At 66.4% G+C, this 20312-nt stretch carries 20 protein-coding genes; 11 read left to right on the top strand and 9 right to left on the bottom strand.

Annotation, left to right across the window (positions count from 1 at the left end; translation table 11 throughout):
• The first annotated feature begins 60 nt into the window (after positions 1-60).
• Together ACTHJF_RS01990 and ACTHJF_RS01985 are read left to right on the top strand one after the other, a co-directional pair.
• Positions 61-354 (top strand): transposase, encoded by a 294-nt coding sequence (locus tag ACTHJF_RS01990; RefSeq protein WP_440265592.1) that lies wholly within the window; start codon positions 61-63, stop codon positions 352-354.
• Positions 351-1214, top strand: coding sequence for an IS3 family transposase (locus ACTHJF_RS01985; RefSeq protein WP_440265591.1), 864 nt, complete (start codon positions 351-353; stop codon positions 1212-1214). Before ACTHJF_RS01990 ends, ACTHJF_RS01985 begins: the two co-directional genes overlap by 4 nt.
• An 84-nt stretch (positions 1215-1298) precedes the next feature.
• Here the strand turns inward: ACTHJF_RS01985 and ACTHJF_RS01980 are convergent, their stop codons facing one another.
• From ACTHJF_RS01980 to ACTHJF_RS01955, 6 genes are all read right to left on the bottom strand, one after another.
• Positions 1299-2510 carry a nucleotidyltransferase family protein gene (locus ACTHJF_RS01980; RefSeq protein WP_440265590.1) on the bottom strand — a complete coding sequence of 404 codons (1212 nt, stop codon included), beginning with the start codon at positions 2508-2510 and terminating at the stop codon, positions 1299-1301.
• A gap of 189 nt (positions 2511-2699) precedes the next feature.
• Positions 2700-3587 (bottom strand): SIR2 family protein, encoded by an 888-nt coding sequence (locus ACTHJF_RS01975; RefSeq protein WP_440265589.1) that lies wholly within the window; start codon positions 3585-3587, stop codon positions 2700-2702.
• Positions 3588-3589: 2 nt separating this feature from the next.
• A complete protein-coding gene (locus ACTHJF_RS01970) occupies positions 3590-4726 on the bottom strand; it encodes a ParA family protein (RefSeq protein WP_440265588.1) in 1137 nt (378 codons plus the stop codon).
• A gap of 49 nt (positions 4727-4775) precedes the next feature.
• Positions 4776-6446, bottom strand: a complete 1671-nt coding sequence (gene hutU / locus ACTHJF_RS01965) for a urocanate hydratase (RefSeq protein ID WP_440265587.1) — start codon at positions 6444-6446, stop codon at positions 4776-4778.
• Between the two features lie 78 nt (positions 6447-6524).
• Complete coding sequence (locus tag ACTHJF_RS01960) at positions 6525-7934, bottom strand: tetratricopeptide repeat protein (protein ID WP_440265586.1); 1410 nt, start codon at positions 7932-7934, stop codon at positions 6525-6527.
• A 455-nt stretch (positions 7935-8389) separates the two neighbouring features.
• Positions 8390-9796, bottom strand: a complete 1407-nt coding sequence (locus tag ACTHJF_RS01955; protein ID WP_440265585.1) for a S41 family peptidase — start codon at positions 9794-9796, stop codon at positions 8390-8392.
• 166 nt (positions 9797-9962) lie between these two features.
• On the opposite strand from ACTHJF_RS01955, the gene ACTHJF_RS01950 reads away from it, so the two are divergent.
• Both ACTHJF_RS01950 and chrA read left to right on the top strand, forming a co-directional pair.
• Entirely contained in the window at positions 9963-11453 is a 1491-nt protein-coding gene (locus ACTHJF_RS01950) for a multicopper oxidase family protein (protein WP_440265584.1), read from the top strand.
• Positions 11450-12649 (top strand): chromate efflux transporter, encoded by a 1200-nt coding sequence (gene chrA / locus ACTHJF_RS01945; protein ID WP_440265583.1) that lies wholly within the window; start codon positions 11450-11452, stop codon positions 12647-12649. The genes ACTHJF_RS01950 and chrA overlap by 4 nt, the downstream gene beginning before the upstream one ends.
• A 6-nt stretch (positions 12650-12655) precedes the next feature.
• Here chrA and ACTHJF_RS01940 read toward each other — a convergent pair whose 3' ends face one another.
• The 3 genes from ACTHJF_RS01940 to ACTHJF_RS01930 all read right to left on the bottom strand — a co-directional run bounded on the left by ACTHJF_RS01940 (position 12656) and on the right by ACTHJF_RS01930 (position 14199).
• Positions 12656-13087 (bottom strand): DUF3429 domain-containing protein, encoded by a 432-nt coding sequence (locus tag ACTHJF_RS01940; protein ID WP_440264155.1) that lies wholly within the window; start codon positions 13085-13087, stop codon positions 12656-12658.
• Between the two features lie 79 nt (positions 13088-13166).
• Positions 13167-13814 (bottom strand): HAD family hydrolase, encoded by a 648-nt coding sequence (locus ACTHJF_RS01935; protein WP_440265582.1) that lies wholly within the window; start codon positions 13812-13814, stop codon positions 13167-13169.
• A gap of 31 nt (positions 13815-13845) precedes the next feature.
• A complete protein-coding gene (locus ACTHJF_RS01930) occupies positions 13846-14199 on the bottom strand; it encodes a hypothetical protein (protein WP_440265581.1) in 354 nt (117 codons plus the stop codon).
• A 108-nt stretch (positions 14200-14307) separates the two neighbouring features.
• Here ACTHJF_RS01930 and soxR point away from each other — a divergent pair, with 108 nt between their 5' ends.
• The 7 genes from soxR to ACTHJF_RS01895 all read left to right on the top strand — a co-directional run bounded on the left by soxR (position 14308) and on the right by ACTHJF_RS01895 (position 20283).
• Positions 14308-14766, top strand: coding sequence for a redox-sensitive transcriptional activator SoxR (gene soxR / locus ACTHJF_RS01925; RefSeq protein ID WP_440265580.1), 459 nt, complete (start codon positions 14308-14310; stop codon positions 14764-14766).
• 75 nt (positions 14767-14841) lie between these two features.
• Positions 14842-15273: a barstar family protein gene (locus ACTHJF_RS01920; RefSeq protein ID WP_440265579.1), complete on the top strand. Its 432-nt coding sequence runs from the start codon at positions 14842-14844 to the stop codon at positions 15271-15273.
• Between the two features lie 82 nt (positions 15274-15355).
• Positions 15356-15850 carry a YybH family protein gene (locus ACTHJF_RS01915; protein WP_440265578.1) on the top strand — a complete coding sequence of 165 codons (495 nt, stop codon included), beginning with the start codon at positions 15356-15358 and terminating at the stop codon, positions 15848-15850.
• 368 nt (positions 15851-16218) lie between these two features.
• Positions 16219-17715 (top strand): AlkA N-terminal domain-containing protein, encoded by a 1497-nt coding sequence (locus tag ACTHJF_RS01910; RefSeq protein ID WP_440265594.1) that lies wholly within the window; start codon positions 16219-16221, stop codon positions 17713-17715.
• Positions 17712-18218, top strand: a complete 507-nt coding sequence (locus tag ACTHJF_RS01905) for a methylated-DNA--[protein]-cysteine S-methyltransferase (RefSeq protein WP_440265577.1) — start codon at positions 17712-17714, stop codon at positions 18216-18218. Before ACTHJF_RS01910 ends, ACTHJF_RS01905 begins: the two co-directional genes overlap by 4 nt.
• A gap of 63 nt (positions 18219-18281) precedes the next feature.
• Complete coding sequence (locus ACTHJF_RS01900) at positions 18282-18863, top strand: TetR/AcrR family transcriptional regulator (RefSeq protein ID WP_440265576.1); 582 nt, start codon at positions 18282-18284, stop codon at positions 18861-18863.
• Entirely contained in the window at positions 18847-20283 is a 1437-nt protein-coding gene (locus ACTHJF_RS01895) for a nitrilase-related carbon-nitrogen hydrolase (RefSeq protein ID WP_440265575.1), read from the top strand. Before ACTHJF_RS01900 ends, ACTHJF_RS01895 begins: the two co-directional genes overlap by 17 nt.
• Positions 20284-20312: the final 29 nt, after the last annotated feature.

Here is a 20312-nt window from a genome sequence, read left to right as displayed (position 1 = left end):
TGAGCTGGCCCGGGTTTGACGGACACCTTTGAACGGGGACAATCCCCCGGGAGGTGTCAGATGGTCAAGCGGCAACGATTCACGGCGGAGTTCAAGCGCGAGGCGGTGCGTCTGCTCGATGCGGGCGAGCGTCCGGCGTCGGAGGTGGCCATCGATCTGGGCATACGTCGCAACCAGCTCTACAAGTGGAAGGCGGAGCTGGTGCGTGCGGGCGAAGCGTCGTTCCCCGGCTCGGGGCGCAAACCCGATCAGGACTCGGAGATCGTGCGCCTCAAGCGCGAGCTGGCTCGCGTCACGGAGGAGCGGGACATTTTAAAAAAAGCGGCGGCGTACTTCGCGAAGGAGCTGCCATGAAGTACGACTTCATGCGCCGCCACGCTGATCAGTTCTCGCTAACAGGCATGTGCCGCACCTTGTCGGTTAGCCGCAGTGGTTACTACGCCTGGCACCATCGAGAACCCAGCACGCACCAGCGCGAGGACCTTGCCCTGGCCGGCCATGTGCGGCGTATCCATGCCGCATCGCGCGAGGCTTATGGTGCACGCAAGGTGTGGAAGGCGTTGGTCGCTGAGGGGATTCCTTGCGGTCGCCACCGTGTCGCTCGCGTGAGGCGCGAGCACGGCATCGAAGCGCGTCGGCGGCGGCGCTTCAAGGTCACGCACTACGCTCGCCGGCACAAACGCACAGCGCCGGATCTGGTGCGTAGGCAGTTCCACGTCGACCGTCCAAACCAGTGCTGGGTAGGCGACGTGACCTTCATCAGCACCCGTGCTGGCTGGCTATATCTCGCCGTGCTTATCGATCTGTGCTCACGAAAGGTCGTTGGCTGGGCGCTGTCCGATCGCAACGACGAACCACTGGTCTCGGCAGCCCTGCGCATGGCCATCACCCATCGACAGCCTCCTGCAGGCCTCATCCACCACACGGATCGTGGCGTGCTCTACAGCTCAGGCAACTACCGTCGGTTGATGGACGCACACGGCCTGATGGCGAGCATGAGCCGCCATGGCGACTGTTACGACAACGCCTGCGCGGAGAGCTTCTTCTCGACCTTGAAGAACGAGCTGACTCACGGCGAAGCGTTCGCCACACGCGAGGTGGCAAGGATCGCCATCGTCAGCTACATCGAGGGCTTCTATAACCGCAAGCGCCTGCATCAGACGCTTGGCTACCGAACGCCGGCCAGTGTCGACGATGCGGCGATGAGTGCTTAACTAACGTGTCCGAAAAAGCCGGGCCACCTCAACCTGCCCCCTGTTTTTTTGCCCCCTGTTTTTCTGACCCCAGTTTTCCTCCATTTACTCAACGGCTAACTCAGGCCAATACTTCTTCCACTGCTTACTCGCTTTTCTGCGTTCGAAGGCGTCGCGACAGACCGCGTGAGCGGGAGACGGGCGCACAATAAGCGACAGCAGGTCTTTCAAGCCATGCGGCGCTAGCACTTCAATGACTTCGTCGATAGAGAGCCGAACCGCAATAGAAGTCGCAGTTTCAGGCCAAGCAGCGACGGCATTGGCGAGAGAGGAAACCCCCTCCTCCCCGGTCACCAAATGCATGCGCGCTTGATTCTTCACCGACACAGCGAAGCCGGGCGGCAAGCGACTCCGTAGATTCTCCTCGAGAGACTTATCTTGGCTCTTCTCTAAATGAGAATCGTAGTAAACGACGTCAAAATCGTCGATGCGTGTATTCCTGCTTGTGAGGTCATCCCATACAGCATTTCGTATTACTCCGCCACCGAGCCATAAACGCCCGTCAAGGGCACGCATCTGTCGCAACACAAGCATAATTGCGGGAGAAGCTTTAATGACATCTCTAACATACTCGAGCCCGGGCGCCGCGTCACCGCAATCACTCCTCTTGTCATTCGATTTCATGGACGTCTTTGCCGCCTTATATGCCTTATCACTGTTCGGCGGAAGGGATTCCACAATAACCTGATATTTTCCCCTCACCTTCTTGACAAGCTCATTGCATCTCTCGCCATTACACGTTATTTCTACTTCATCTAGCCAATTCAAAAAGTGCGTTAACTTGATTACACCCTGAAAATGAAGTGCAGCCTCTTCTTTCCACCTATATATCAAGTTCAGTAGCGACGCTACAAATAATAAAAGCACTGCCAAATTGAACGCTAAGTCCGATACTTTCTCAATCTTGTTGCTGGCGGGAATTGAAAGCGAAGATGGTCGCGCCCCGCTCGATAAATGACTAGCGCTGCGCGCGACCTCCGTTGCAGACGGCGCCGAGGCAGTCGAACTCGCCCCTGTAGGCGACGCACTCTCAGCTGGGGTCTCTGTCTGCCACAGAGAATCCACGGTCCCGACTAATTTGGTCGCCCCCATGAATCCAACAAAGGTAATTATTGCGCCAAGCACTATAATTGCCAGGGTGTAGCTCAAATCACGCTTGCGCTTTACCTCGGCTTGCCGGGAATGAATGACGCGTAACACATTGGCTTTATGGCGGTAATGTCTTATAAAATGTAGAAGCTCGTTCTTGTCAGCCACCGCATATACTCCGTAATTGCTCGGGACGAGGTCTGCCCGGAACGCCGCCAACTCCACCTCCCGCCGATAGAACGGGATGTGGCCAATTAAACTAAGCCAACATTTTAAGCCGTCAAACAGCGCGCAAATTTAATTAGCCGCGCCGCCCTTTATCCCCGGCTCCTTTGACGCAACCCGTTAACCAAATCCTCAACCAGTTTTGAGTAAGTTTGATGAATCAACCGCCAACTCTAATCGACGGCGCATCATCTCTGTGTACATAAATCTAATTACCTCTGTTAACTGAATATGATCGTCCTTTGGATCATATTCGATAGCGTATAACTTGCGCAGAGATTTATTTATATCGATCAACTCCTGATCAATCGGACCCCCCTGCAAAATATAGTGAGGACGCCCATTAGGAAACCGGAAAGCATACTGCTCGACGAGTGCCGAAACTGCCGGATCACTCATTGAAAATCCGACAAATAGCACCGTGTGAGTTGCGAGCAGAGTTCTCAGAAACTCGCCATATATCCAATTCTCGAAAGCCTTCGCGATATACTCCGATTTCGTAAAAATGAATGTCTCAGGATCATCGATGGAACCGTGCATTTTGACAAGATACCGCCCATCGTCACGCAGCATCTTAAATGCGTCCGCACTAAGCTTATTTACCACTTTTGGATAGTGAGTAGAGCCGCTCTGCTCAATAGCGGATTCGATTAATTTATCAAAGTTTGTCGTGACCATAATGCGCTGGTCCAGACCAACGATAGCCCCGTGCAAAGGAGATGGATCAGCAATCTGCCCGAACTCCCTGTGGAGAAGTTCACCCCAAGTATCAGAAAGCCCCCTCCGCAGCACCTCACAGGCAAGCAGATAGTCCTGCCCCTCGAGCAACTTGGTCACGAGGCCTTGTGCTCTAGCCTCCGGCAAAAAGCTAGCGCACCACTCTAAAAACGCGCGCCACTGCTTTATGCGCACTCCGGACTTCGTTATGGCGCTCGCCGACACTCCGGACCCCAGGAAGAGAACAACACGCTGCTTAGCCAAGTCGTCAATGAGATCGGCATTGACCTGAAAAGATGACATGACTACGCACTCTTCAGGAGATTATCAATAAAAGTCCCGGAAATGGCTGTATATATATTTCGCGCCTGTTTGCGCATACTGGCGTAACTACCAACAGCCGTCACATTAATCATGGGGACGTGAAGAGTCTGAGACTTTGGAGCCAGACTGGCCAAATGCTTAATGTCGCCCAGGTGAGGCTGAATGTTTTTACTCGAAAAGATGGCACCCAATCGCGATTCAATTTCGTCTGGTATCTTGGAACTGATTGCGTTATAAGCCTCAACGATCCGGCGACTACCTGACTCGCTACGCTCTTTGTGCTGCTGCGTAACGTAGCCTAAAAATTTCAGACGAGTAGCGCGCAAAACATCCAGCTCCGATGGGTCTTCTGCCAGCCTTAAGCCGGTAGCAATATCTCTGCTCCATATTCTTATAGCCTCACTGATATTCTGGATGGCCCAGAGAGAAAATATATCAATGGACATGGGCACCACAAAATAGTTGGCGGAGAGCAAGAGAGCTCTGTTGATAGCACCGAGAGATGGGCCCATGTCAAAAAATACAAAGTCGTAGTTATCCGCCTTTTTAATGAGATCAGAAAATACAAATGTGGTTCTCAGACCGCGAGTACCTCCTGATCTAGCGTCCCTCCAATCTTGCGCCAAGAGGTCTTCTTTAAGAGCCAAACGAGGATCACCAAGAACGATGTCAAAGCCAAATTTTGGGATGTTCCTAATGGGCAGGCTGCTTGTATATCCTTTTCCAACCGAGAGTGGATGTATAACGCTATAGATGCTCTCGGTCGCCCCTTCGGATTTATATGCGTCGAGGAAATCATCTTCACTGAGTACGTACTGAGTTAGGTTGCATTGCGGATCGGCATCAACGACAAGCACGCGCGCCCCACAATTCAATCCAAGCTGAGCCGCCAAATTGGCAACCAAACTTGTCTTTCCGACCCCACCCTTATTATTAAAGAAGCATACCGACTTCACCGTAGGCATATCCTCGCGAAGCTTGCTCATTTTTCCAACTAAGCCATCGTCAATTGTGGCCTTCTGCTTGCGAACACGCTTTGCAGGAGGCTTTACAACTATGGTTCCCAATGAGTTCGGTCGCACAACAGCTAAATTTTTTTTAGGGGTCTTGGTCGACATAGCATTCCTCTGAAGAAATTTGAAATATCAATGCCTTTACTGGCAACCATCAAACCATCGGCAACTTCAACCCCTGCTCTTTCGCACACTCCACCGCCACCTCATACCCCGCATCCGCATGCCGCATCACCCCAGTCCCAGGATCATTCCAAAGCACCCGCCCAATCCGCTTATCGGCTTCCTCGGACCCATCGCAAACAATCACCACCCCCGAGTGCTGCGAATACCCCATCCCCACCCCACCACCATGATGCAGCGACACCCACGTCGCCCCACCGGCCACGTTCAACATCGCATTGAGCAACGGCCAGTCGGACACCGCATCCGACCCATCCTTCATCGCCTCGGTCTCCCGGTTCGGTGACGCCACCGAGCCGGAATCCAGGTGGTCGCGGCCGATCACCACCGGCGCCTTCAGCTCGCCGTTGCGCACCATCTCGTTGAACGCCAGGCCCAGCTTGTGGCGCAGGCCCAGGCCCACCCAACAGATGCGCGCGGGCAGGCCCTGGAAGCGGATGCGCTCCTTGGCCATGTCCAGCCAGTTGTGCAGGTGGGCGTCGTCGGGGATCAGCTCCTTCACTTTCTGGTCGGTCTTGTAGATGTCTTCCGGGTCGCCAGAGAGCGCCACCCAGCGGAACGGGCCGATGCCGCGGCAGAACAGCGGGCGCACGAAGGCGGGCACGAAGCCGGGGAACGCGAAGGCGTTGGCGCAGCCTTCGTCCTTGGCCATCTGGCGGATGTTGTTGCCGTAGTCGAAGGTGGGGATGCCCTGGGCGTGGAAGGCGAGCATGGCCTCCACGTGCACCTTCATCGACTGCTTGGCGGCCTTGGCGGTGCCGGCCGGGTCGCTCTTGCGACGCTCGAACCACTGCTCCACCGTCCAGCCCTGCGGCAGGTAGCCGTTGACGGGGTCGTGCGCGCTGGTCTGGTCAGTGACGGCATCGGGGCGTACGCCGCGCTTGACCAGCTCGGGCAGCACGTCCGCGGCGTTGCCGAGCAGCGCAATGGATTTGGCTTCGCCGGCGGCGGTGTACTTGGCGATGCGCGCCAGCGCGTCGTCGAGGTCGGTGGCCTGCTCGTCGACATAGCGGGTCTTCAGGCGGAAGTCGATGCTCTTCTGCTGGCACTCGATGTTGAGGCTGCAGGCGCCGGCCAGAGTGGCGGCCAGCGGCTGCGCGCCGCCCATGCCGCCGAGGCCCGCAGTGAGAATCCACTTGCCTTTGAGGTTGCCGCCGTAGTGCTGGCGGCCCATCTCCACGAAGGTTTCGTAGGTGCCCTGCACGATGCCCTGCGAGCCGATGTAGATCCACGAGCCGGCCGTCATCTGGCCGTACATCATCAGGCCCTTCTTATCGAGCTCGTTGAAGTGCTCCCAGGTGGCCCAGTGCGGCACCAGGTTGGAGTTGGCGATGAGCACGCGCGGCGCGTCCTTGTGGGTGGGGAACACGCCCACCGGCTTGCCGGACTGCACCAGCAGGGTCTCGTCGTCGTCCAACTCGCGCAGCGATTTGAGGATGGCGTCGAAGCACTCCCAGTTGCGCGCGGCGCGGCCGATGCCGCCGTACACCACCAGCTCGGCCGGGTTCTCGGCCACCTCGGGGTCGAGATTGTTCTGCAGCATGCGGAACGGCGCCTCGGTGAGCCAGCTCTTGCAGCTCAGCTCGGTGCCGCGCGGCGCGCGGATGGTGCGGGTGGTGTCGATGCGGGTGGGGGCGTTCATGGGCGATCTCGAAAGCAACGAAAAAAGTGATTGTGGCGAGCGGCTTGCGCTGCGGAAAGCGGCAGTGCGGCAAGGCGCTCAGTGCTTGAGGTGCGCCAGTGCGTTGCGCATGCGGTTGAGCGTGGCCTGCTGGTCGGGGCGCTGGCCGAAGCGCTCCGCAAATGCCTGCTCGGTATCGGCCAGCCCGGCGCGCGGCTGCTCCATCTGCACCTGCGCGCGCAGTTGCCAACCGTCGGGAGCATCGGGCTCCATGCGGATCAGCTGATCGGCGACGTCCCAGGCTTTGTCCCACTGCCCGGTACCGCCATAGATCAGGCCGAGCGATTCCCATGACCACTTATCGGTGGGATCGAGGCGTACCGCCTGCTCCAGCTCGCGGGTGGCCCGGGTGTTTTCTTCCAGCTCCATGTCGGCATAGCCCAGGCCGCGGTAGACGGCGCCCTTGCCCGGCAGTTGCGGCGCCACGGCGCTGATCTCGTCGTGCGCCCAGCTCGGGTAACCCAGCGGCACAAGTGCAAACGCGCGGCTGAGCCGGTCATTGGGGCGATTGGCGAAGCGGATCACCTCGGCGTAATACACCGCGGCCAGCCCGTGTTGCTGCGCCGTGTCCGCGCTTTGGCCGGCGGAGTTGAGCGCATCGAACCCAGCCACGTCTTGCAGCGTGTGCATCATCAGGGCCAGCTCCGGCGGGGTGTCGCAGCGACAGCTGTAGAAGTTGAATTCGCTCAGCCGCGTGTCGGTGGCATTGAGGTAGAGCAGCGGGTTCTGCGCCGCATGCGACAGCTCAAGGCGACGCAGCGCCTCCAGTTCTCCCGGCGCCCCGCCCCACTTGGGTTCGGCCATCGCGTTGGCGGCGCCATACAAAAGGAAGTCGGCCGGCGCGACCTTCAAGCCGGCGTCCCGCGCCTGAAGCGCGTAGTCGCGCCCCAGCGTCATGCGACCGATGTTCATCATGGCCGCGTAGGCCGGCGTGATGCGCGGGTCCAGCGCGATGGCGTGGCGCAGGTCGGTATCGGCCTCCTGTGCCAGGCGATCCATGGAGAGGATCGCGTCGGACGGGGTGTTGCTGATGTAGTTCTCGCCGCGCGCCGCGGCCGCCATCCGCGCATAGGCCATGCCGCTCGCGGCATAGGCGAAGGCGCTGTTGGGCAACTGCCGCTTCCATGCGTCGAGCGTGGGGCGGATATCGAACGAGCCGTCATCGAAGGCGTTTTGGTAGATGTGGTCGAGCATGCCCTGCGCGGCGGGGTCGGTGAGCTGCCTGTGCAGGGCATCGGCCAGCTGACGATCCAGCTCCGCGGCGTGATCGCGCTCGATCAGATGACGCGCCTCGTCGAAACTGATGCCGGGCAGGTAGCGGTAGTGGCAGTAGGCCTTTACCGCATCGGCGTTCCAGTGGCTGCCCGGAGGGTCCGGGTAGGCCAGACAGCGCTGCAGGGGATCGTTGATCGCCTCGGCCTTGCGGGCTTGGCTCAGGAACTGCTCCACCTGGGTCTGCGTGAACGGCTCAAAGCGCAGCGGGAGCGAGGGCGGCGGCGCCGTTGACGCGGCAGCCGGTGGTTGAGCGGGTGCGCTGGCGAGCGCGGGGGGGCGTGTAGCCGGTGCAATTACGCTTCCGTGGAGCCACCAGCCAGCCAGCGCCAGCGTCGCTGCGACGGCCGCGGCCATCGCCACTCTTCCCCTGCGTGCCATGCGTTCCCCCTGTCCCTGTTATCCCCGCGACGGAACATAGCAGGGCGGCCGCTTCGCAGCGCGGCGTTTTGGGCGACCGGGACGCACTGACACGAGAGCGAAAGAACTTGCGGTGCACTACCCCTGGCAAGCGGCGCGCTCCGCGGAGAGTCGGACGGCAGCGAGCGGCCACCTTGACTGAAAGCCGCGGAGGGGCGACGGACACGCTGCCGTTGCCAAGGTGATGCGTGATCCTGCAGGTGAAGCGGCGATTATAGGTTTGGGCCGGCGGCAACCCGTTGTGCAGTTGCACCGCAGGCGCCGGTGAGCCAATGGCGCGCGGCATCCAGCGTGGCGTCGCCTTTGGCGGTGGCCTCGGCGGGCACGGCTTGATCGGGGGCGATGCGCTCGCCGTAGGCACGGCCGGTGCGGTCCATGTCGACCGCGGTGGTGAGGAATATCTCGCTGCCGTCGGGCAGCTGGAAGCTGCTGTTGCCGGTGCTCAGGCCCGCCGTGGGCTGGCCGAACGAGCGCGTGCCGGGCCGGGCGCGGAAGGCGATGGCTACCACCTCGCCGGAGCTGGCGGTGCGCGGCCCCTGCAGCACGGCGACGCGCGCGTGTTCCAGCGCCGGCCCCTTGGGCAGATCCGGGTCGAGCGGGCTGGCCGCGTGCAGCGGATGCACCTGGCCCTGCGCATTGCGGAACCCGCCGAGCACGCCCTCACCCAACAGCGGACGCAGGCTGGCGAGCATGGGCAGCATGCTGCCGCCGGGGTTGTGGCGCAGGTCCACCACCCAGCCGCAGCGCGCCTGCGGCTGCACGCGGGTGATGTCGCCGATGACGCCGGTGACGAAGGCCCGCCGCGCCGCGGCCTGCATGCCGCTGTAGCCGGGCATGTCGATGTAGCCGAGCTGGCCGGGTAGCGCCTGTACCTTCGGCGGCGAGGAGGGGAAGCCGCCGCGCTCGAGCTTCTGCGCGGTGGCGGCCGGCTGCAGGTGGCTGTGGTGATCGCCCAGCGCGGCCAGCAGCTGGCCGATGACGGGGTACGCGTCCGCCGCGGCGCCGGTGGGGCGCACCATGGCGCGCAGCTTGGGCTCCAGCGTGGGCCAGTCCACTTGCGCAGCGTGCAGGGCGTGGGCGCGCACGATGGCGATGGCGGCATTGAGCAGGCCGAGCGGCGTGACGGGCGCCACCGGCGACATCTGCCCGGTGAGGCGCAGGTTGGTGGTGCTCACCTCGCCGGCGCCGGTAAGCCCGGTGCCGAGGAAGATTTTCTCGGCGTCGTCCGGCACGTCTACCCGCACCTCGCGATGCGCCGCGGCGGTGGTGCCGAGCACCGGCTGCAGTTGCGAGTTGGCGAACGCCTCCGAGGGTCGCGCACCGTCTACGCGCAGCCAGATCAGCGCGCCCTGGGTGGCGTCGCGGGTGGATAGATCGGCGGTGAGCGTGAGGCGATGCCCGCGATACGGCGCGGCATCGAAGATGATGCCCGAGGCGCCGAACTTGCCGGGCAGCGGGTTCACGCCGCGCAGGGTGACGCGCGCGCCCTGGGTGCTGCGCGGGTCGCCCTGGCCCTGCACGGTGTAATGCGCGCGATCCGAGCCGGTGACGAACCAGCCCGACGCCGACTGCGCCATGCCGGCGGTCGACGTGCCGAGCAGCATCACGACCATCCCCATCCTTTGCGTCCAGCGACCCATGGCGTTCCCTCGACAGTGGCGAAGCGGTGAAAGTACGCCGGGCGCGCGCGCATGACCAGCACATCGGCGGCCTGCGGAAGAACCTGCGGCGGCACACCTGCTCGACGCGCGTTACGCTTGCACGCTCGCCCTCCGGGAGACCGCCATGCCGCTGGACCGCCGCGACTTTCTCAAGCTCACTGGACTCGGCGCGCTGGCTGCTGGCAGCAACGCACTGGCGACAGCGCCGTCCCTGGCCGGGGCATTTGCGCCGGTGCAGTCGCTGCCCCAGGGTCGACCCGACCACACGCTTCGCATCGCGCGCAGCCTGGTGGAGCTGGCGCCGGACCACATCGTCTCCACCACCACCTACAACGGCAGCGTGCCCGGGCCGCTGCTGCGCTTTCGCGAGGGGCAGCGCGTGGCGGTGGACGTACACAACGACACCGACGTGCCGGAGCAGTTGCACTGGCACGGCCAGTTCCTGCCGGTGGACGTGGACGGGGCGGCGGAGGAAGGCACGCCGTACATCCCGCCGCACGGCATGCGGCGGCTGAGCTTTGTGCCGGGGCCGGCGGGGTTCCGCTTCTATCACACGCATGTCAGCGCGGGCGCGGACCTCACCCGCGGCCAGTACAGCGGCCTGGTGGGGCCGGTGTATATCGAGCCGCGGCACGAGCCGGGGGCGTACGACCGCGAGGTGTTCCTGACGCTGAAGGAGTTCGATCCGTTTTTCAGCCAAGGCGGCGACATGGCGATGAATTTCCTGCGCCCGGATTCGGTGGACGCGGCGCTGAAGGCGCGCGGCGAACGGGCGATGCAGGCCTCGCTGGCCCGCGGCGACCGGCACGGCTACGAGGTGGGCTACCAGGCGTTCGCGATCAACGGGCGCATGCTCGGCCACGGCGAACCGGTGCGGGTGAAGGCGGGCGAGCGCGTGTTGTTCCACGTGCTCAACGGCAGCGCCACCGAGATCCGCAGCCTCGCCCTGCCCGGCCACACGTTCACCGTGGTGGCGATGGACGGCAACCCGGTGCCGAACCCCGCGCGCGTGCCGGTGCTGTGGCTGGGCACCGCCGAGCGGATCAGCGCCATCGTGGAGATGGACCGCCCCGGCGTGTGGGTGCTGGGCGACCTGGCCGACGACGACCGCTCGCGCGGCATGGGCATCGTGGTGGAGTACGCCGGCCAGCGCGGCGAGCCGCGCTGGGAGGCACCGCCGCCGTTCGGGTGGGACTATCGCCGTTTCACGATTCCCGGCGCCACCGCGGCGGAGCCCGACGAAGTGATCGAGATGACGTTCGCCAAGCAGAACGCGGCGGCCGGCGGCTTCAACCGCTGGACGATCAACGGCCAGGCGTTCGACATGCACGCCGGCACGCCGCGCTTCCGCCTCGCGCACGGGCGGCGCTACCGGCTGCGCATGCACAACGCCAGCGACGACATCCACCCGATGCACCTGCACCGCCACACGTTCGAGATCACCCGCCTCGCCGGCCAGCCCACCGCGGGGTTGCGCAAGGACGTGGCGATGCTCGGCGGCTACCAGACGATGGAGGTGGATTTCACCGCCGACCAGCTGGGGTTGTCGCTGTTCCACTGCCACATGCAGCTGCACATGGACTTCGGTTTCATGGCCCTGTTCGACTGCGCATGAGCACGCCGACGACGCGCGGCCGCGTGGGTGAAGTCGCGGCCGCCTTCCTGCTGCTGGGGCTGACATCGTTTGGCGGGCCGGTGGCGCACATCGGCTATTTCCGCCGCGCATTCGTGGAGCGGCGGCGCTGGCTGGACGAGGCGCACTTCGGCCAGTTGTTGGCGCTGTGCCAGTTTTTGCCGGGGCCGGCGAGCAGCCAGCTGGGGTTTTCGATTGGGCTGCTGCGTGCGGGGTGGCTGGGCGGGCTGGCGGCGTTCGTGGGGTTCACGTTGCCGTCGGCGTTGCTGATGCTGGGCTTTGCGCTGGCCAGCCGCGCGCTGGAAGGTGCGTGGGGCGCGGCGCTGCTGCACGGCCTGAAGCTGATGGCGGTGGCCGTGGTGCTGCATGGCGTGCTGGGCATGGCGCGCACGCTGGCGCCGGACGGGCCGCGCCGCGCGTGGGCGCTGGTCGCCGCCGTGGTGATGCTGTGGAGCGGCGCGGCGTGGATGCAGCTGGCGGTGGTGGCCGGCGGCGCGTTGCTGGGGCCGTGGCTGTGCCGTGGCGTGACGGCACGACAAGGCGAGACGTTTGCGCTGGCCTACGGCCACCGCACGGGCGCGTGGCTGCTGGGGGTGTTCGCGCTGGGGCTGGGCGTGGCCCTGCTGGTGCCGGGCTTGCCACCGCTGGGGCGGGTGGCGGCGGCGTTCTATCGCGCCGGTGCGCTGGTGTTCGGCGGTGGCCACGTGGTGCTGCCGCTGCTCAAGAGCGCGGTGGTGGATGCCGGCTGGCTGGACAACGCCACGTTTCTTGCCGGCTACGGCGCAGCACAGGCGGTGCCGGGGCCGATGTTTTCGCTCGCGGCGTTTCTGGGCGCCCGGCTGCCCGGCGGCATGGGCGGCGTGCCCGGGGCGACGGTGGCGCTGGCGGGCATCTTCGCGCCGGGGCTGTTGCTGGTGTCGGGCGCGCTGCCGTACTGGCGAACGCTGGGCCACCGCACGCCCGCCGCCCGCGCACTGGCTGGCGTGAATGCCGGGGTGGTCGGCCTGCTGGCCGCGGCGCTGGTGAACCCGGTGGGCGTCAGCGCGATCCATAGCGTGGGGGATGCGCTGATCGCTCTATCCGCGTACCTGCTGCTGCGTGCCGGGATGCCGCCGCTGCTGGCGGTAGCGTGGTGCGTGGCGGGGGCGCTGGCGCCGGTGGTATGGGCGGCGCTCTGAAGCGACCTAAACCGCCAGCCACCCGGCGTGCAGCGCCAGCACCACCAGGCTGATGCCCAAACGCATGCGCCGGTACGGGGCAGTCCACAACGGATCACGCTGATCGATCACCAGCCAGATCGCGAAGCCGGCGGCGAGCAAGGCCAGCGCGTACATCGGCGCATGCAGCAACAGCAGCGCGGAGAAGCCGATGAGGCTGGGCATCACCGCCTCCACGAAGCGCAGCGGCGACACCCCGCCGGCCAGGCCGCGGCCCCAGCGCGCGCCGCCGAGAAAGCTGAGGATCACCGCGCCGTAGGCCACGAACACCGCGGCGGCAAAGCCGGCCCAGGCGGGCCACACGAAGGCGGCGAGCAGCGCGCCGGCGAACGGCAGCACGCCGCTCCAGCCCAGCGCGAGCATGCCGCGCGGCAGCGGCGGTTTGGAGGTATCGATCATGCCCGGAACTCCTGGCCGGCACCGCGCCGGCGTCGCCGGCCATGATCGCCGAAGCCGTGCGCCGCCCCAAGGGCGGGCGTTACACCGGCAGGCCGAGTGCGCGCATGCGGGTGCGCAACGCGTCCGCGCCCTGGAAGTGCCAGCCGTGCATGCCCAGCGCCTCGGCGGCGGCGACGTTTCGGAGTGAGTCGTCGATATAGAGCGTGTGGGCCGGCTCGATCGCGTAGCGCTGGATCAGCCGCTGGAAGATCTCAGGATCGGGCTTGATCAGCTGCTCCTCGCCGGACACCACGATGCCCTCGAACCAACCGAGAAAATCGAAGCGCTCGCGCGCCAGCGGGAAGGTTTCCTGCGACCAGTTGGTGAGCGCGTACAGGCGCACGCCCTGCTCGCGCAGTTCGCCAAGCAGGTCGACGGTGGGCTGGATCGGGCCGCGCAAGGTATCCAGCCAGCGCGTGCGGTAGGCGGCGATGTGCTCGGCATGGTGCGGGTGCTGCGCGCTGAGTACGGCCACGGCCTCGGCCCAGGGGCGGCCGGCGTCCTGCGCCAGGTTCCACTCCGGCGTGCAGACCTCGGCGAGGAAGCGCTCCATGGCGGCCTCGTCGTCGAACAGCGTGCGGTAGAGGTAGCGCGGGTCCCAATCCACCAGCACGCCGCCGAGGTCGAAGACCACGGTGTTGACGGTGGGACGATTGGAGTGTGCGGCCGGTACGGGGGCTGACGGCATGGAGTGAGGGGGCGTGGCCGGGGGCCTCATGCTAACCCGGCACGCTGGCCCTGCCGGTGGCCGTCGCCAGGTGGTCGGCCACCATCGTCGCCAGCGGCGCGTGCGCAATCTGCAGCACCTCGAACAGGCCGGCGGCGTGCAGCGGCACGGCAAGATCGAGCACCTCCTGCTCCAGGCGTTGGCGGGCCGCTTCGTCGGTGGCGGCGAGCAACTGGCGCACGCGCAGCACGAAATGGGCGAGCAGCGGCGCGGGCGACGCTGCAGCGTCGATGGAACGGTGGGCGGGGCCGTCGAACAGCACGCCGCGGGCGTGCAGCGGGTGGAACAGCGCGGCCAGGCGCTGCATCAGCGAAGGGAGCGGAGCGGCGGAAAAAGACGTGGACATGGATCGTGCCTCGGTCGGGGAATGAAACGCGCGCGGCTTGTCTGCACGCGCGACCTGCGGCACGGTACGACCTCAACTTAACTTGAGGTCAAGCGTGTGAGGTCGAGCATGGGCAAGGCATCGGATGCTCCGGCGCTGAGCGTGGGCCAGGTGGCCGAACGCAGCGGGCTGAGCGTGTCGGCGATCCACTTCTACGAGAGCAAGGGGCTGATCCGCAGCTGGCGCACGGCCGGCAACCAGCGTCGCTACCGGCGCGACGTGCTGCGGCGGCTGGCGGTGATCCGCGTGGCAAACCGCACCGGGCTGCCGCTGGCGTCGATCGCCGCGGCGCTGGCCGAGCTGCCGGACGAGCGCACGCCGAACATGGCGGACTGGAAGCACCTGTCCAGCCACTGGAGCGCCGAGCTGGACGCGCGCATCGCCCGCCTCACGCAACTGCGCGACGAACTCACCGGCTGCATCGGCTGCGGTTGCCTGTCGCTGAAGAAGTGCCCGCTGCGCAACGCCGGGGATCGACTCGGCGACAGCGGCAGCGGCCCGCGCCTGCTCGACGCGGATGCGCTGTAGCGCGCGGTGCTGCAGCGTGGCGCGCGATGGCGCGCTGGCGCATCATCGTCCGACCACCAGCCGAAGGAGATCGCGATGACGACGAGGGTGCTGGGCATCGACCTGCACGATGCCGGACGCGACGGGGTGTACCGGGTGGCTCCGGATGACCCGGTGACGCTGGTCGGCGACGCCGAGCGCGCGGGGCTCGCGTTGGCGCGCATCGATCTGGCCGACTGCCACGACGAGGCCGGCGCACGGCAGCGCATCGCCACGCTGGCGGGTCTGCCGGCGGCGGCCGGCTCATGGGCACAGCTGGACGCGGCGCTGCGCGCCGACGAAGGCGCCGGACGCGTGCTGCTGTTCGATCACGCGGTGGCGTTCTGCCGCGCCGCGCCGGAAGCCTACGCGGCGAGCCGCCGCGCGCTGGAGGAGATGGCGCGGGCCGGGCATGCGCGGGGCGTGCCGTTCTTCGTGTTCATGGAGTTTCCGGACAACGAGACGCGCGACGCGGCGATCGACGCCTGAGCGGTCGCACATCACCCGGCACTGGCGGCGGCCGCGTGGCGCGCGGATGCTCGCGCGCACACCGTCTTGAGGAGTCCGGCCGATGATCCTGCTCGCTGCCCTGCTGATGACCGCGACGGCCGCGCCGTCCCCCGCCTGCCAGGTGTGGCAACGCGAACAGGCGTTCGCGCGCAGCGTGCGCACGCACGACGCGGCAGCGTTCCGAACGTTTCTCGCCGATGACGCGGTGTTCGATGCGAACACCGCGCATCCGGCGCGTGGCGCGGCGGCGATTGCCGCGGCGTGGGCGCCGATCGTCGCCGGCAAGGCACTGCAGCTGGACTGGCAGCCGGCCCATGTGGTGGTGAGTGCGGATGGTCGCCTGGCGTTGTCGAGCGGCCCGTACGTGCTCACCACGCATGGCAAGGACGGCCAGGCACACACCTCGATGGGCCACTTCAGCACGGTGTGGCGGCGCGGGCGCGATGGCGCGTGGCGGGTGCAGTTCGACGGCGGTGACGAGGGGCACCCGGCGGATGGGGAGGCGCTGGCGGCATTTGCGCGGGGCGTGGATGCGGGGTGTGCGCCGGGGTTGTAGTTGGCTTGAGGTGGGAGCGGGGTGGCGTGGGGTTTCGGGCCCTTCGACTCCGGCGCGAAGCGCCTACGCTCAGGGCGAACGGTTGGGAGTGGGCGCTTCGGTTGATCTGCACGGTCGCGACCAGACTGACTCAGCCTCCACGGAGTGGAGCGCCGATCAAGTTCCGCCGTGCCTCTCACCCGTTGGCCCTGAGCGAAGCGCTTCACTCCGGAGCGAACACGCGCCGTCACCTCACACCGTTCGCCCTGAGCGTAGGCGCACCGCGCCGAAGTCGAAGGGCAGCCCCAACCCGACAAGCACCACCCACTCCAGCATCCATGTCCGAAAACGGCGAGTTCGCCCGCGGAGTCGGTGCTAGCCTGCGCGGCATGGACACTCCCCTGCCCCCGGTATTGCCCGATGCGCGCACCTGCGAGCGCGCCCGGCTGAGTCGCGATGCGCGCTTCGACGGCCTGTTCTTCACCGCCGTCACCAGCACGCGTATCTACTGCCGGCCGGTGTGCCCGGCGCCGTCGCCGAAGCCCACCAACGTGCGCTATTACGCGAGTGCGGCGGCGGCGGAAGCGGACGGCTTTCGCCCTTGCTTGCGCTGCCGGCCGGAGCTGGCGCCGGGTAATGGCGACTGGCAGCGCGGTGGGCACGCGGTGGCGCGGGCGCTCACGCTGATCGAGCACGGCGCGCTGGAAACCGGCTCGGTGGACGAGCTGGCCGCACGGGTCGATCTCGGTGCGCGCCAGCTGCGGCGGCTGTTCGTGGAGCACCTGGGGGTGCCGCCGTTGAGCGTGCACACCACGCGGCGTTTGCTGTTCGCCAAGCAACTGTTGACCGAGACCGCGATGCCGGTGACCGAGGTGGCATTGGCGGCGGGCTTCGGCAGCTTGCGTCGGTTCAACGCAGCGTTTGCGCAGGCGAACCGGTTGCCACCGCGCGAGCTGCGTCGGCAGCCGCGTGCCCCGGCCGGCGCGCCGCTGGTGCTGCGGCTGGGCTACCGGCCGCCGTACGATTTCACCGCGCTGCTGGCATTCCTTCGCGGCCGCGCGCTGCCCGGGGTGGAGGCGGTGGACGAGGCGAATTACGCGCGCGTGTTCGGCGATCCCGCGCAGCCTTCGTGGTTGCGGCTGAGCGCGTGGCTGCAGGGCGAGCATGCACTCCGGCTGGAGCTGCACGGCGTGGCGCCGGCGCAGTTGCTGGGCGTGGTGACGCGGCTGCGCCGCATGTTCGATCTGGATGCCTCACCGCAGGCGATCGCCGCGGTGTTCAAGCGCGATGCGGTGCTGGGGCCGCTGGCGAAGAAGCACCCGGGACAGCGCCTGCCCGGCGGCTGGGACGGTTTCGAGATTGCGGTGCGCGCGATTCTCGGCCAGCAGGTGAGCGTGGCCGCGGCGCGCACGCTGGCCTCGCGCGTGGTGCAGCGCTTCGGCACGCCGCTGGTGGAGGCGCCGCTGCCGGGGCTGGAACGGATATTTCCCACTCCGGCGCAGCTGGCGGACGCAGACCTGGGCGCGCTGGGCATTACCGGCGCACGCATCGCGACGATCCGCGCGGTGGCGCAGGCGCTGCTGGACGGGCGCATCGACTTTCGTCCGGAGCAACCACTGGAAACGTTCGTGGAACGCTGGGTGGCGCTGCCGGGCATCGGCGCGTGGACCGCGCATTACATGGCGATGCGCGCGCTGAGCCACCCCGATGCGTTTCCCGCCGCGGACCTGATCCTGCGACGCGCGGCGGCACCAGGCGCAGAGGAACTGAGCACGCGCGCCCTGGAACAGCGCGCCGAGGCCTGGCGGCCGTGGCGCGCGTACGCGGTGATGCATCTGTGGCGCAGCGTGGGCGAGGCGGCCGTGGCAACCGGAGCCAAGCGATGAGCGGCGCGATCTGGTTTGACGAGATGCCCTCGCCGGTCGGCCCGCTGCGGCTGGTAGCCGACGAGCACGGCCTGCGGCAGATCTGGTTCGAGAACGAGCGACACCCGAAGCGCGCCGCGCCGCACTGGGTGCGCGCGCCGAAAGCCGTGGCGTTCGCGCGCGAGCAGCTGGAGGAATATTTCGCCGGCACGCGGCAGGTGTTCGAGCTGCCGCTGCATCCCGTGGGCACGCCGTTCCAGCTCACCGTGTGGCAGGCGCTAGCGGACATTCCCTACGGCAGCACGCAGAGCTACGGCGAGGTGGCGCGGCGCATCGGCGAGCCGCAGGCGGTGCGCGCGGTGGGCGCGGCGAACGGGCGCAATCCGCTGCCGATCGTGCTGCCGTGCCACCGGGTGATCGGCGCAAACGGCAGCCTCACCGGTTTCGGCGGCGGCCTGCCGGTGAAGCAGTACCTGCTAGCGATGGAACGGCGCGTGGCGCAGGGCGACCTGTTCGGCGGCTGAGGGCGCGGCCGTGTGCCGGGCGACACATTGACGCTGCCAAAACGGCAAGTATACAGTGTATACATGCCTCGCCTTTCCACGTCCGACAAGATCCTCCGCGCTGCGCTGAAGCTGTTCGAGCGCGGCGGCGCCGAGGCGGTGAGCATGCGCCGCATCGCCGACGCAGTCGGCATCACGCCGATGGCGATCTATCGCCACTTCCCCAATCGCGAGGCGCTGCTCAAGCGGCTGTCCGACGACAGCTTCCAGGCGATCGCGCACGAGTGGGCCGCGCACGGCACGCACCCGGATGTGCTGGAGCGGCTGCTGGCGCTGCTCACGCCGTATCTCGACTACGCGCTGGCCAACCCGCACCTGTTCGATCACGCGTTCTCGCTGCGCCGTGACGATGCGCGCCGGTTCCCCGAGGACTTCCGCGAGCGGCAGTCGCCCACGCTCACCGTGATCGCCGATGCGATCGACGAGGGCATGCGGCTAGGGGTGTTGCGCAAGGACGACGCCTGGGACGTGGCGATGACGCTGTGGGCGCAGGCGCACGGCCTGATCGTGCTGTATCGCGCCGGCCGTTTCAGCTACGACGAGGCGGCGTTCCGCGCCTTCTATCTCGCATCGCTGCGGAGGGTGATCGATGGCATCAAGGCTTGATCGCAAGGGGCTGGTCGCCGGCCTCGCCGCGGTGGCGCTGTCGGCACTGGGCTGGTGGTTCGGCAGCGGACTGGCGCCGCAGTGGTGGCTGACCTGGCTGGCGCCGCTGCCGGTGCTGCTGCTGGCACCGCGCGTGCGCCGGCGCTGGGCCGCGCTGGCCGCGTTCGCGGCGTACGCGCTGGGTGGACTGAACCAGTGGAGCTACCTGCATGGCTATATCGGCCTGCCGATGTCGACGATTGTGCCGGCGGTGGCCGGGCCCGGTGTGATGCTGGCGCTGTGCGTGCTGCTGTTCCGTCGCCTGCTGCTGCGTGATCGGCCGCTTGCCGCGGCGCTGGCGGTGCCGGCGCTGTGGGTGACGATCGAATACATCAACACGCAGCTCTCGCCGCACGGCACGTTCGGCAGCATCGCGTACACGCAGATGGATGCGCTGGCGATCCTGCAGCTGGCCGCTTTCACCGGGCTGTGGGGCATCAGCTTTGCGCTGTTGCTGGTACCTGCGGTGCTGGCGGTGCTGGCCGCGCCGCAGGTGTCGGCGCGTGGTCGGCGCGCAGTGGCGGCGGTGGGCGTGGTGCTGCTCGGATCGGCGCTGGGATTCGGCGTCTGGCGGCTGCAGGCTCCGGCCGCGTCGACTGTACGGGTGGGCCTGGTGTCGCTGGAGAAACCCATTCGCCCCGCGCTACGCGATGCCGCCGGACAGGCGCTGCAGGCGCGCTACGTGGCGGCGATCGATCGCCTCGCGGCTGCCGGCGCGCAGATCGTGGTGCTGCCCGAAACCGTGCTGGCGACTGGCGACGCGACGCTGCCCGCTTTTGCGGATGCGGCGCAGCGCCACGGCGTGATCGTGGATGCGGGCATCGATTTCACCGGTGATCCGCGCGCCGAACGCAACATGGCGATGGCGTTCGTACCTGGCGAGGCGATGCCCTACCCCTACGCCAAGCACCACCTGATTCCCGGCTTCGAGAAGCAGTACACGCCGGGCGACGATTACCGACTGCTGCCGGGTACGCCGCGCATCGGCCTGGCGATCTGCAAGGATATGGACTTCCACGACATCGGCCGCGCCTACGCGGCACGCGATGCGCAACTGCTGCTGGTGCCGGCATGGGATTTCCGCATCGACGGCTGGCTGCACGGCCGCATGGCGATCATGCGCGGGGTGGAGAGTGGCTTCGCGATCGCCCGCGCCGCGCGCTCGGGGCGCCTCACCCTGAGCGACGACCGCGGCCGCGTGGTGGCCGAGGCGTCGAGCGAGCAGCACGACGCCTCGCTGGTCGGCAACTTGCCGCTGCACACGACACACACGCTGTACGCCCGCTGGGGCGACTGGTTCGTATGGCTGGGGATGGCCGCGCTGGCGGCAGCCTTGGTGCTAGCAGTGAAGCCGCGGCGCGAGGGGCGACGCGGCGCGTGAAAGCGCTATTGGCCTAGGCCCGTGCCGGC

This window comes from Dyella sp. (assembly GCF_051962475.1).
GTDB lineage: Bacteria > Pseudomonadota > Gammaproteobacteria > Xanthomonadales > Rhodanobacteraceae > Dyella_A.
The sequence above is the reverse complement of the archived record's forward strand: the minus strand, read 5'-3'. Positions and strand labels throughout refer to the sequence as shown.